This is a genomic window from Pleurocapsa sp. FMAR1 (assembly GCF_963665995.1).
Lineage (GTDB): Bacteria > Cyanobacteriota > Cyanobacteriia > Cyanobacteriales > Xenococcaceae > Waterburya.
Genome location: NZ_OY762512.1, coordinates 1,864,142 through 1,876,626, shown reverse-complemented (window position 1 = coordinate 1,876,626; position 12,485 = coordinate 1,864,142). Strand labels below are relative to the sequence as shown.

Annotated in this window: 13 protein-coding genes; 7 read left to right on the top strand and 6 right to left on the bottom strand. The window is 38.9% G+C overall.

All coding sequences use genetic code 11. The features are described from left to right. Positions 1–120 precede the first annotated feature (120 nt). The 4 genes from apcB (at position 121) to groL (ending at position 2,977) form a co-directional block, all read left to right on the top strand. A complete protein-coding gene (gene apcB / locus SLP02_RS09165; protein WP_319420352.1) occupies positions 121–630 on the top strand; it encodes an allophycocyanin subunit beta in 510 nt (169 codons plus the stop codon). Beyond that, positions 614–751 (top strand): hypothetical protein, encoded by a 138-nt coding sequence (locus SLP02_RS09160; RefSeq protein ID WP_319420351.1) that lies wholly within the window; start codon positions 614–616, stop codon positions 749–751. Before apcB ends, SLP02_RS09160 begins: the two co-directional genes overlap by 17 nt. Before the next feature lie 148 nt (positions 752–899). Further along, positions 900–1,211, top strand: coding sequence for a co-chaperone GroES (groES, locus tag SLP02_RS09155; protein WP_319420350.1), 312 nt, complete (start codon positions 900–902; stop codon positions 1,209–1,211). Positions 1,212–1,345: 134 nt separating this feature from the next. Continuing rightward, positions 1,346–2,977, top strand: a complete 1,632-nt coding sequence (groL, locus tag SLP02_RS09150; RefSeq protein WP_319420349.1) for a chaperonin GroEL — start codon at positions 1,346–1,348, stop codon at positions 2,975–2,977. A gap of 266 nt (positions 2,978–3,243) precedes the next feature. Here the strand turns inward: groL and SLP02_RS26575 are convergent, their stop codons facing one another. Further along, a complete protein-coding gene (locus tag SLP02_RS26575) occupies positions 3,244–3,393 on the bottom strand; it encodes a helix-turn-helix domain-containing protein (RefSeq protein WP_413467349.1) in 150 nt (49 codons plus the stop codon). Positions 3,394–3,819: 426 nt separating this feature from the next. Here SLP02_RS26575 and SLP02_RS09145 point away from each other — a divergent pair, with 426 nt between their 5' ends. Both SLP02_RS09145 and ggt read left to right on the top strand, forming a co-directional pair. Continuing rightward, positions 3,820–6,060: a ComEC/Rec2 family competence protein gene (locus SLP02_RS09145; RefSeq protein WP_319420348.1), complete on the top strand. Its 2,241-nt coding sequence runs from the start codon at positions 3,820–3,822 to the stop codon at positions 6,058–6,060. A 50-nt stretch (positions 6,061–6,110) separates the two neighbouring features. Further along, positions 6,111–7,988, top strand: coding sequence for a gamma-glutamyltransferase (gene ggt, locus SLP02_RS09140; RefSeq protein WP_319420347.1), 1,878 nt, complete (start codon positions 6,111–6,113; stop codon positions 7,986–7,988). 65 nt (positions 7,989–8,053) lie between these two features. Here the strand turns inward: ggt and SLP02_RS09135 are convergent, their stop codons facing one another. Both SLP02_RS09135 and SLP02_RS09130 read right to left on the bottom strand, forming a co-directional pair. Continuing rightward, positions 8,054–8,272: an NAD(P)H-quinone oxidoreductase subunit O gene (locus SLP02_RS09135; RefSeq protein WP_413467348.1), complete on the bottom strand. Its 219-nt coding sequence runs from the start codon at positions 8,270–8,272 to the stop codon at positions 8,054–8,056. 33 nt (positions 8,273–8,305) lie between these two features. Then, positions 8,306–9,202, bottom strand: a complete 897-nt coding sequence (locus SLP02_RS09130; protein WP_319420345.1) for an alpha/beta fold hydrolase — start codon at positions 9,200–9,202, stop codon at positions 8,306–8,308. A 211-nt stretch (positions 9,203–9,413) separates the two neighbouring features. Between SLP02_RS09130 and infC the strand changes: the two genes are divergently transcribed. Then, positions 9,414–9,950, top strand: coding sequence for a translation initiation factor IF-3 (gene infC / locus SLP02_RS09125; protein ID WP_319420344.1), 537 nt, complete (start codon positions 9,414–9,416; stop codon positions 9,948–9,950). A gap of 133 nt (positions 9,951–10,083) precedes the next feature. Here infC and SLP02_RS09120 read toward each other — a convergent pair whose 3' ends face one another. The 3 genes from SLP02_RS09120 to SLP02_RS09110 all read right to left on the bottom strand — a co-directional run bounded on the left by SLP02_RS09120 (position 10,084) and on the right by SLP02_RS09110 (position 12,432). Then, positions 10,084–10,284: a hypothetical protein gene (locus tag SLP02_RS09120; protein ID WP_413467347.1), complete on the bottom strand. Its 201-nt coding sequence runs from the start codon at positions 10,282–10,284 to the stop codon at positions 10,084–10,086. A 50-nt stretch (positions 10,285–10,334) separates the two neighbouring features. Then, the gene (def, locus tag SLP02_RS09115; RefSeq protein WP_319420342.1) at positions 10,335–10,898 is read right to left on the bottom strand and encodes a peptide deformylase; all 564 of its coding nucleotides are present in this window, start codon (positions 10,896–10,898) and stop codon (positions 10,335–10,337) included. A gap of 817 nt (positions 10,899–11,715) precedes the next feature. Then, positions 11,716–12,432: a pentapeptide repeat-containing protein gene (locus SLP02_RS09110; protein ID WP_319420341.1), complete on the bottom strand. Its 717-nt coding sequence runs from the start codon at positions 12,430–12,432 to the stop codon at positions 11,716–11,718. Positions 12,433–12,485: the final 53 nt, after the last annotated feature.

Below are 12,485 nucleotides of genomic sequence, written 5' to 3'. Positions count from 1 at the left end.
TAACTGTAGTCGTCGCTACTTGTGAGATTATTAATAGATGTAGCTTATGACATAGCTTATAAAAGAAGCTAATATTACTAACCAAAATTTAAAAATTGCTGTCGGGAGAAATTAAAAGAAATGCGTGACGCAGTTACCAAGCTAATAAAAAATTACGACATTTCAGGTCGTTATTTAGACCGTAATGCTATAGATAGTCTGCAAGACTACTTTACTTCTGGAAAAGCCAGGGTAGCCATAGCGACAATGATTAGTGGTAATGCTGCCACAATTGTACGAGATGCAGGACTTAAACTGTTTGAAGAAGTTCCTGAATTGCTTAGTCCAGGAGGCAATGCCTACACCACTCGTCGCTATTCGGCTTGCTTGCGAGACATGGACTATTACCTGCGCTACGCTAGCTATGCTTTAGTAGCTGGCAGTATGGATGTCCTAGATGAAAGAGTATTGCAGGGTTTACGGGAGACCTATAATTCTTTGGGTGTGCCTATTGGACCTACTGTAGTCGGAATTAAGATTATGAGCGATATGCTCAAAGAAATGGCATCTGAAGCAGGAATTGAGAATACTAGCTTTATCGACGAGCCTTTTGAATATATGAACAGTCAACTTAGTGAAGTTTCTGTTTAATTTAGTTCGGCTGATGGCTGTTGGCTTTCTTTTCCAAGCAAATTTGTATATTTTAGGCGATCGCTCTTTGATCAAAGAGCGATCGCTTTTTTTTCCTTATCCTTTAAAATTTGTACGGTAACCCACACTAAACAAACCGTTGCCATAGGTAACCTACTTTAGCTAAATTAGCAGTCGGAAGGTGAGAGTGCTAATCTAATAAATAGGTAATCTCAAAACCCAAAAAATATTGCTCACAACTAAGCATTTAGTTATCTGGAGAATTTTGCATGGCAGCTATTAGTATTAACGTTACAACTGTAAAGCCTTTAGGCGATCGCGTATTTGTCAAAATCAGTGCAGCCGAAGAACAAACTGCTGGCGGTATTATTTTACCTGATGCAGCCAAAGAAAAACCTCAAGTTGGCGAGGTAGTTGGTGTAGGTCCTGGCAAACCAAAAGATGATGGTGGTCACATAGCTATAGAAGTAAAAGTTGGCGATAAAGTTCTTTACTCTAAATATGCTGGTACTGATATCAAGCTAGGCGGTGAAGATTATGTGTTGCTATCTGAAAAGGATATTTTAGCAGCAGTTGCTTAGACCATCAGCCAGTTAAATGATTTACTGGTCGCTTAGCAATAAGCAATAACTCTTGACTATTGTCAATAGTTATCTTTACAGCATCAATTTAATTTATTCATCGTTCATCACTTCATTAAAGGTAAACCAATTTTATGGCTAAATCTATAATTTATAACGACGAAGCTCGTCGCGCTCTGGAAAAGGGCATCGATTTATTGGCTGAAGCGGTAGCTGTTACCCTCGGTCCAAAAGGACGTAACGTAGTCCTGGAAAAAAAATTTGGCGCCCCCCAAATTGTTAATGATGGGGTAACGATCGCCAAAGAAATCGAATTAGAAGATCACATCGAGAATACAGGCGTGTCCTTGATTCGTCAAGCTGCATCCAAAACTAATGATGTGGCAGGTGACGGAACTACTACAGCAACAGTTTTAGCTCATGCCATTGTTAAAGAAGGCTTACGTAACGTTGCAGCAGGGGCAAACCCCATTGCCATCAAGCGTGGTATTGATAAGGCAATTGAATATTTAGTCGGTAAGATAAAAGAGCAAGCTCAACCTGTAGGTGATTCTAAAGCGATCGCTCAGGTAGGTACAATTTCTGCGGGTAATGACGAAGAAGTTGGCAACATGATCGCCCAAGCCATGGATAAAGTCGGCAAGGAAGGGGTAATTTCTCTAGAAGAAGGCAAGTCCATGACTACCGAATTAGAGATTACTGAAGGGATGCGCTTTGACAAAGGCTATATCTCTCCTTACTTTGTCACTGATACCGAGCGCATGGAAGCTGCTCTAGAAGAGCCTTTAATTCTGATTACCGATCGCAAGATCAACTTGGTACAAGATTTAGTACCTGTCTTAGAACAAGTAGCTCGTCAAGGAAAACCTTTAGTAATTATCGCCGAAGACATCGAAAAAGAAGCTTTGGCTACTTTGGTAGTTAACCGTCTACGGGGTGTACTAAACGTGGCTGCGATTAAAGCTCCTGGTTTTGGCGATCGCCGTAAACAGATGTTAGAAGACATTGCTGTGTTAACTGGTGGTCAAGTAATCTCAGAAGATGCAGGTCTAAAACTAGAAACTACTAAAGTTGAATCTTTAGGTACTGCTCGTCGCATCAACATTACTAAAGACAGCACTACTATTGTTGCTGAAGGTAACGAAGCAGCAGTTAAAAGTCGCTGTGAACAAATTCGTCGTCAAATAGAAGCTAGTGACTCCTCTTACGATCAAGAAAAGCTACAGGAGCGTCTAGCCAAACTTTCTGGTGGTGTTGCGGTAATCAAAGTTGGTGCTGCTACCGAAACAGAAATGAAAGACCGCAAATTGCGTTTAGAAGATGCCATCAACGCAACCAAAGCTGCGGTAGAAGAAGGTATTGTACCTGGTGGCGGTACTACCTTAGCTCACCTAGCTCCTGGCTTGGAAGAATGGGCAAAAGCTAACCTCAAAGATGAAGGTTTAACTGGTGCAACCATTGTGGCTCGCGCTTTAACTGCTCCCTTGAGAAGAATTGCCGAAAACGCTGGTCAAAACGGCGCGGTAGTTGCTGAGAGAGTCAAAGAAAAAGACTTGAGTATTGGTTTCAATGCTGCTACAAATGAATATGTCAATATGTTTGAAGCTGGTATTGTTGACCCTGCAAAAGTAACCCGCTCTGCATTACAAAACGCTGCTTCTATTGCGGGAATGGTATTGACTACTGAATGTATCGTCGTAGATAAGCCAGAAAAAAATAAAGGTGGCGGTGGTGCTGGCGGTGGTGCTGGTGACTTTGATTATTAATTTTGAAAGCTATGAGCTATAAGCTTTAGGCTCTAAGCCTTCAAAGATCAAAGGCTGTCTTGTAAAGATACGAGACAGCCTTTTTTGTTTATCCCTCATTTCTTGAGAATGATATAGCAGTCGAAGTAAAGCTTAAGACGGTAAATAATTACCTCGCGCAAAGACGCAGAGGCGCAAAGAGGTTAAAAGATTGTCCTAATTTATCATTCGATTGCTATACACTTAGTTTTTGGTCGCAGAATCAAACCTTCTCGTTCAAATTGATTTTAAATTTTGATTACTGTAATTCTTGTCGTATTGATCGCTTCAGCTAATTCTTGATGGGTTAAACTAAAGTCAATTAGGTTTCCTTGTTTAATTACCCGTCCAAACTTATTGCCCAACCATTTCAAGAGCAGCCACAAGCGTCTGGCAATTCGACTATTACGGATAATATGGGTTAACTGTTAAGTTTGTCCATGATACAAAAGCTGTGTAGCTAAAGTAGCTTTTTTTTGAGGAATTGCGATCGCTCCAGCATCACTGAGACACTTGAGCCAATAAGAGTCGAGACTAGTTAACGTGAGTTCGGAATAAGCTGAAACCTTGATCAGATAAGCATTTTGAAAATGCTATTTTTTAGTTAAATCTTCTCTCAAAGACAATTAAACAATACTTCAAAAGCTTAAAGCCTATAGCCTAGAGCTTATAGCTACCTAAGCAGACCAATCTTGTTAACCCGAACTCACGTTAGTTAAATGATTACCAATCACATCGTCTTTTCCCCTGTGGCAGAGTAAATTTAAGGCGTAAGTTTTATGGCTGTGTTTTACTAGGATGCGTTGTCATAAATATACTGCTCTATGAATCGCCACAGTTGGATAATTCTTTGTTTGGCATATATTGTCAGCCTCCTGTCAACCAATTTGTTTGCTTTTTCTAGCTCTGGTTTTACTGGACAACAGTTAATTTGGCTTGTAGCAGGATTAATAAGCTTAAGCGCGATCGCTGTTTTAGCTGATAACGACTTTGGGAGTAAACCACCAAGGTTAAATGCTCTAGAAATATTCAAAAGAGCTTACAAGCAGTGGTTGGGTACGGCAATAGTTGCCATTTTGGCGATAGTTTATTTTCAGGTGCGTATCCCTCAGCCACAAGGCAACGATATTAGCTACCAAGTTACTGCTTCTGATAGTGAGTTTGTTACCGTATCAGGAAAAGTTTTAACCGAACCTAGGTTAAACGATAGTCAACGTCTCAAGTTTGTGTTTAAAGCTTCTAGGGTTGGAGACAAAGAACAAGTATCAGGAAAGCTTTATGCAACTTTACCCTTATTGCAAGGAACGGGGATTTATCCTGGGCAAAATTTAAAGCTTAAAGGTTCTTTATATTTACCCCAAGCTGCCAAAACTCCTAGCGGTTTTGATTTTAAGCAGTATCTTGCCCGTCAGGGAGTATTTGCAGGAATACAGGGATTTGAAGCGGTTTTTAGTGAGCAAACAGAACCTAGCTGGGGTTGGTGGAAGCTGAGAAGGCGAATTGTCAGAAGTCAGCTAAAGGGTTTGGGTAGTCCGATGGGACAGTTGGTTAGTTCCATGATTTTGGGACGTAAAGCGGTAGATTTACCTGTGGATATTCGCGATCGCTTTATTGAGGCTGGATTAGCTCATGTGCTTGCTGCATCGGGCTTTCATGTATCGTTGTTACTAGGAATTATTTTAAAAATAACTAATCGTTTGGCTGCTAAACCTCGACTAGTTATCGGCATAGGTACTCTATTAGTTTATCTGGGTTTAACAGGCATCCAAGCTTCTGTATTTCGTGCCTGTTTAATGGGGGTGGCGGTACTAATAGCTTTAGTTGTGGAGACTAAAGTTAAGCCGTTGGGTTCGCTTTTATTAGCTGCAACCATCATTTTGCTATTCAATCCCTTATTTATTAGCGATCTCGGCTTTCAGCTTAGTTTTTTGGCAACATTTGGCTTAATTGTGACCATGCCTGGTTTAATAGCCAAACTAGATTGGCTACCGCCTACTCTCGCTACTTTAGTTGCTGTGCCTTTGGCTGCAACCGTTTGGGTACTGCCATTATTAAGTTATCAATTTAATTCGGTTGCTACCTATAGCATCATCGTCAACATTATTTGTACACCTTTAATCACCGTCATTAGCTTGGGAGGAATGGTGAGTGCGATCGCTGCTTTAATTATGCCTCTAGTCGGTAGCGCGATCGCCTGGGTATTGCTTTATCCCACCCTATTACTGATGGCAGTAATTAACTTTTTTACCAATTTACCAGGAAGCTCTTGGGCGATCGGACAAATCTCTCTAGGTGTATTACTAACGATCTACGGGTTATTTCTGTTAGTTCTGGTGAGCAACTGGTGGCGCAAGCATTTGAGGCTAGTTTTACTCGGCGTTTTAACTTTAATTATTGTTCCTGTAATATATCAGCACTTTAATTTAACTCAGATTACCGTCTTGCCAGCACACCCTGAACCAATTATAGTTATTCAAGATCGAGGCAAAGTAGTATTAGTTAATACTGGTGAACCAAAGGATATTAAATATAGCCTGTTGCCATTTTTGACAAACCAAGGCGTTAATCAAATAAATTATGCCATTTCAAGCCCAGGCTTTAAATCTAATTGGTCAGCAATTAGCGAGCGCCTGTCTATCAAGAATTTTGTTTCCAACCCCAACTCAAAACCTCTTTCAACGCCATTTAGTAACCAGACAGTTCAATTTGAGCCAGTAATTGCCACCAAATCTTTAACAATGTCATTTGACACTCAGCTATCAATTCTAAAATTAGATACAGCAATGAATACCTGGCTAATATTAAACAATACAAAGCCTGATACTTATCAGCTTCAGCAATATATTCAAGCAAGTTCAAATCAAAAACCGCTTATTCTTGTAGGCACTAAGATTGTAGCAGCCTGGTTAAAATTACAGCCTCAATCAATCATTGCCTCGAATCAACCCCAAGCAATTACTCGGCGAGACACAGACAAAATTCAGGTTTATAACCTTCAAGATGGAGTAGTTCATTGGACACCTGATGACGGGATTGAGCCATTAGTAGCTGATGCAAATTGGTAAAGTCACTTCCAACTTTTAATTGTCTAGCCTGAATAAATTTACCGATAGAAGTGTCTAAGATTTTTTGGGGAAATAGCTTGATTTTAAAAACCTTGAAAATAATATTAAAAGCTATAGGAGTATTATGCTTCTTTCTTCTAATTGATGCTGCTATTTTTGGTAGCTTTTATCACCCTCTGACTTATATTTACAAGTCAGGTAGTTGGCTTAATTGTCGGGCTTCAACTTCTAGCTGTCAAGAAGTCTTATCGAGCAAAATCGATAATGCCCAGAAAGGGAACAGTATGGTTGTTAGCTCTCAACATATAGCATCACAAGTAGGGGCGCAAATACTGAAAGATGGAGGAAATGCAGTCGATGCTGCTGTAGCTGTGGGTTATGCTTTGGCAGTTACCTATCCTTGCTGTGGTAATTTAGGCGGTGGTGGTTTTATGACTCTTCGTTTAGCCGATGGCAAAGAGACTTTTATCGACTTTCGTGAAACTGCCCCTTTAGAATCGACTGCTGATATGTATCTTGATGCAGAAGGAAATGTTGTTGAAGACTTAAGCACTAAAGGCTATCTTGCTGTAGGTGTTCCAGGTACAGTGAAAGGATTGAATTATGCTCTTGCTAAGTATGGCACCATGAGTCGTCGTGCCGTTATTTCTCCTGCAATCAAACTGGCTCAAAAAGGTTTTACTCTCCAGCAAGGAGATGTAGATGTATTCAAGGCGGGTAAAAGTAGATTAAAAGACCCAAATACAGCAAAAATATTTCTAGACAGCAATGTCGAAGTGAGAAAAGCTGGAGATGTTTTACAGCAACCAGAATTAGCAGCAGTTTTACAGCAACTTATTTCCCAAGAAGATGCTTTTTACCAAGGAGAAATTGCCAAAAAGATTGTCGCAGCTAGCGAAGCCAATGGAGGTATTCTATCTCTAAAAGATTTTGCTACTTATGAAGTTAACGAAGACGAACCAGTTAGCTGTAACTATAGAGGATATAGAGTAATTTCTTCTCCGCCTCCAGGAGGTGCTACTACTTTATGTCAGATGTTAAATATCTTATCTGGCTATAACTTGAAAAAGTCGGGTTGGAAGACTCCCCAAAGCTTAAATTATCTGTTTTCGTCCATGTTACTGGCGTATGGCGATCGCAATCATTATCTGGGCGATCCTGATTTTGTTGATAATCCCCTAGACAAGTTATTATCTCCCAAATATGCTGCTAGCTTGAGAGGCAAAATTGGTGATAATGCTATTTCTCCTGAATCTGTCTATTCAACAGACATTCAATCTGAAGGAACAAACACCACGCATTACTCGGTAGTAGATAAAAATAATAATGCAGTAGCCGTAACCTATACTATCAACTCTTATTTCGGTGCAGGAGTAGTTGCCCCTGGTACGGGATTTCTACTCAACAACGAGATGGATGATTTTACTACCAAATTAGGGGAGGCTAACCAGTTTGGTTTAAGGCAGGGAAAAGCCAATTTAATCGAGCCAGTCAAACGCCCCCTCAGTTCCATGTCCCCCACAATAGTCACCAAAGATGGGCAGGTTTATTTAGTTACGGGTAGTCCAGGAGGTTCGACAATTCCCACTACCGTATTACAAACTATTGTTAATATGATTGACTATGATATGAGTCTGAGCAAAGCAATCAATACACCTCGTCTTCACTATCAAGGTTTACCAGACGTTGTTTTTTCCGAGCCTTATGCTCTAGATTCTGAGACTTTCGTAGCTTTATGGCAAAAAGGCTATAAGATTGCTCCACTTCCGTTTTGGGGTGCAGCCGAATCAATTCATGTTGATTCAAAAACTAAGTTAAAAATTGGCAGCAATGATCTACGAAAAGCTACGGGAAAAGCCATGACTCTAGAACCAAAACCAGATCGTGATTTAGATCCTCGCCCAAAAACTCTGAAACAAGCTGATTAAATTTGGTTTTGATCACAACACCTTCCTCGCAACAAGCCTATTAAATTTGCAAGTAACTGACTAAATTACTTTGCTTCTTCTAATTGATCTAAACGAAACCAGATATTAGGAGTAGGAACATAAAACTGAACTAAGGCATATTCATCATTAAGATCCAAAACCTCCCCCTTACTGTCAAACAAGTAAGAAGGAAGGCGAACATCACTAGCTTTTGCTTCTAAGCTGCCTTCGAGTTTTTCCTTGACTACATGAACTAGCGTTCCCTTTTTAATGCCTGCCATAATTAATTGAAGTTAATTCTTTAATTTCTAACTTGATTATATAGATTCGAGCCACTCTAATAGAAGAGAATTGAATTTATCTGGATATTCATCATGAGGACAATGCCCTGCACCTTCTAATTCTAATAACTTCAAGCGCGGATTGAGAGATGCGATCGCACGAGCCTGTTTAGGCGGTATAACTTTATCTTGCAGTCCCCAAATTAAGAGCATAGGAGCGGTTATCTGTGGCAATAAATCCCTAACTGGTTTGGCAAAACCAGCTTTTCTGACGCTACGGAATAAACAAAGAAAAGTTTGGTCTGAACCTTGATCATAAGCAGGACTTGAAAGAATTTCTACAAGCTCATCTGTTATTGCTTGCTTGTTAGGATAAGCTAATCCTGCACCACGACGGATCAAGTTTGGTTTCCTAACTGTTTTAAGAATTTTTTTGATTAACCAGGGAAATGCAAACAAGCTTTCAATTCTCGTTACCAGAGAACGGAAAGACGATAATGTATCTTCTCTCTCAGATGCGTCTACTAAACTAAGCATCACTAAACCCTTAACCATTTCTGGATAGATGGTAGTGGCATTCAAGCAAACTAACGAACCAATGGAGTTGCCGACTAGAATTACAGGAACACCGATAAAAGCCTGCCAAAAGTCATGTAGTTGCTCTGTCCATAAACCTGCACTATATTCTGTGTCTGCTTTTCTTGATGCACCAAAACCCAGTAAATCTATTGCATATACTGTATGGTATTTTGCGATCGCTGGTATATTATTACGCCAATGTTCAATACTTGCACCAAAACCATGGACGAGGATTACTGGAGGGCGATTATTATTATCTTTAGCTTTTAGATAACTATAGCGAGTTTGCCATCCTCGCCAAACCCAGTCTCTTTGATTGCCAATACGCTCTTGCCAAGATTGGTTTATAATCAAATTTCTTACTTTAGAAATATTTACATACTATACTATTGTTACCCAAACTATATCTATTGTTGGATTGAGGATAATTTAAATAAGAAGATAAAATTAACTTAATATTCTATTAATAGCAATCTTAGTAAGATGGGAGAAGATATAACTTTTTATCATCTTATTTTTTGGTTCACAAACATTACTAATACAAAAGGAAAGAAAAAATACGCCTGTGAGAGATAGAAGACGCAGTAATAATAGTCGCGATCTAACCAAAACTAACGAAAGAATCCGCTTCCCCGAAATTCGTGTAATCGACTCTGAAGGTGAGCAATTAGGAATAATTACTCCTAGAGAAGCTCTGACCAGAGCCCAAGAAAAGGGTCTAGATTTGGTCTTAGTCAGCGAAACCGCCAAACCTCCCGTCTGTAAGATTATGGACTACGGGAAGTACAAATACGAGCAGGACAAAAAACTTAAAGAAGCGAAGAAAAAACAGCATAATGCTGACGTTAAAGAAGTGAAAATGCGCTACAAGATTGAGGAGCATGACTATAATGTGCGCGTCAAAAATGCTCAACGCTTCTTAAAATCTGGCGATAAGGTCAAAGCCACTATTAGCTTCCGTGGTCGGGAAATTCAACACTCTAGATTAGCTGAAGATTTGCTACGTCGTATGGCTAAAGATTTAGAAGAGTATGCTGAAGTTCAGCAGTTTCCAAAGCGGGAAGGACGAAACATGATGATGATGTTATCTCCTAAGAAGTAGCTCTTTTGTCGGTAAATACCCTTAAATTGCGGTTTTAGCTATTAGCTATTAACTTTTCTAAAACAAGAGAGAGAAAGCTATTTACCGCTTCTCTTTCTTGTTTTTATCTATTTATTTATTTCGTTACCTATTACTATTCGCCTTGATTAGCTCTAGTATCTTGTACCGCTACCCAAAACAAGATTCCTGTCAAGGGAATGCTAGCAGCTAAGATTAACCCTGTAACCATGCTGCCTAATTCAGGATTACCAGAAGACAGTTCAAAAACCGAACCGACTGCGGAGATCGCCGTAATGCAACACAAAAGTAAACATACACCACTCTTCCGTGTCATTGAAATCATTTTATTTGCTCCTCTTTTAGTTAACCGCTTTTATATATTTATTATCTAACTGGTTTGACCGCACTGAAGGCAAAGCCTTTTTTATTCAACTCTTCAGTCAGAGCAAGATTATTATCTACTCGATCTACAAACATTACACCATTTAGGTGATCCATTTCATGCTGTATAGCACGGGAAAGTAAACCAGTTGCTTTTAAGGTACTGGGTTTGCCCTGTTCATTTTTATAAGAAATCTCAATGGTCTCAGGGCGAATTACGTCCAAATATACTCCAGGAATACTCAGACAGCCTTCTTCACCTGTACAAAAGTTGCTGCCAGATTTGACAATTTTGGGGTTAATTAAAACTAGAGGCGGTACGTCGGATTCATCTAAATGAAGATCAATAACTACAAGTTGCTTATGAATCCCTACCTGGGGGGCAGCTAGACCGATCCCATCAGCACTATACATAGTCTGTAGCATCTGTTTAATGATTTTACGGATATTATCATCTACTTTAGCAATGCGCTTGGCTGGCTGGCGCAAAACGCGATCGCCCAAATAATGAATATCTAGTGGAGGTTGTTCTAATTTCTTCTTTTCAACTGCAACAACGGTAGCCATATATCTAGTAACAATATCTTAAATTTTTTTCCTGTTTATATTTTATCGTCAATTAAAAGTAATAGACTTTCGGGAATTACTATAATTATTTCGGCGTTGCTGATTCAAGTAATGACGTACAAGATAAGACTGTTCGTAGCTCTTAGCTTTTTCTAAAGGACACTGCTACGCATATAGCTTTAAATTAGTTTTTACTATCTCTATTTGAGGCTAAACCATAGTTGAACATTACATATTTAGCAACGCCATTATTTCAAGGTTTGAGGAAGATTATTTTTTGCTCCTTTGATTCTGGTTAAAGTTCTTTACGAGTCAAAGGTAGATTCAGCCACTCACTAATCTCTTGCGCCAACCAATCTAGCTCTCTGTTTGATAAAGTACTGAAGTTAAAAGGATGTTCTTCAACAGCACCACTTAATTTGTAAGCTTGTCCGTCAGCCTAGATAACTACGGATGATGCTGTAGATTCATCATCACTATTTTTGATTTTCCCATCTGACGAAGTACGTTCGATAGCGGTAATATTTTGTCTAAAGGTTAGATAATATGTAGGCATCTTGGTTTTTTTAATAGAAGTTGTATCATTTGATTATTCTATAGTTTTTATGTTTATAATCCTCTCATTTATTAATAAGAGGACGCTAGCTTCAAATACAAGAATATATTGAACATTTTCCTTTTCCATTAAATTGTTTAAAACTATACGCTGTGTGCGACTTTCTACGAAATAATAGTGCTTTCAGCCAGTTTAGAGCGAATCTATATTTCTGAAACTTAATAAAATCAACAATTTAAAAATAGTTGCACACGGCGTAAACTATGAATTAACCTGATGGAGATTAACACCATAAGGAAGTCTTAAACCTTCTAAAATGGTTTCGGAAAATTTTGCTCTATTAGGATCTGTATCTTCCAAATCGGCTGAGGTTAGGTCAGCATTTTTAAAGCTTGCTTGAGCTAAATCAGCCTGACAGAGACTAGCCCAGCTTAAATTGGTATTTTCCAAATTAGCTTGAGTTAAGTTGCATTCATTTAAGTTAGCATGAGCAAAATTACATCCTTTTACCTTAGCTTCAGTTAAATTCGCACCGATAAGATAACTATGATAAAAATTAGCTTCATTTAATATTGCTTTACTCAAGTTGGCACGATTAAGGCGTGCATAGCTCAAGCAAGCTCTTTTTAAAATAGCACGGCTAAATGAGACTCCTTCTAAATTAGCTCCATTAAATTGAGCAGCAGTTAAATTAGCATCAGTCAATACTGAATTACCAAGATTGATGCCCTGTAAGTTGACTCCCTCCAAATTAACTCCCGTCAAGTCTGTATTTTCAATTACGTCAGGCAAATTTTTAATCCATCGTAAATCTGAGTAACGGACATCTATTCCTGAAAGATAGTTACTTAAATCGACATCTTCTAAAATGGTGTACCGAAAGTCTCTATGACCAGCATCGTATTTTTGCTTGAATTCTGTACGGTTCAGCCTCTTTTTAAAAAGTAGTCTGATATGATGCAACCCTGGAATTATCATTTATTTATCCTTAATTTTTGACTGTGTAAATTTCTTGTATTTATTTGACAAAT

Coding starts and splice junctions, on each gene's coding strand:
- apcB (WP_319420352.1), top strand. CDS start 121: ATGCGTGACGCAGTTACCAAGCTAATAAAAAATTACGACATTTCAGGT.
- groES (WP_319420350.1), top strand. CDS start 900: ATGGCAGCTATTAGTATTAACGTTACAACTGTAAAGCCTTTAGGCGAT.
- groL (WP_319420349.1), top strand. CDS start 1,346: ATGGCTAAATCTATAATTTATAACGACGAAGCTCGTCGCGCTCTGGAA.
- SLP02_RS09145 (WP_319420348.1), top strand. CDS start 3,820: ATGAATCGCCACAGTTGGATAATTCTTTGTTTGGCATATATTGTCAGC.
- SLP02_RS09120 (WP_413467347.1), bottom strand. CDS start 10,284: ATGACACGGAAGAGTGGTGTATGTTTACTTTTGTGTTGCATTACGGCG.
- def (WP_319420342.1), bottom strand. CDS start 10,898: ATGGCTACCGTTGTTGCAGTTGAAAAGAAGAAATTAGAACAACCTCCA.
- SLP02_RS09110 (WP_319420341.1), bottom strand. CDS start 12,432: ATGATAATTCCAGGGTTGCATCATATCAGACTACTTTTTAAAAAGAGG.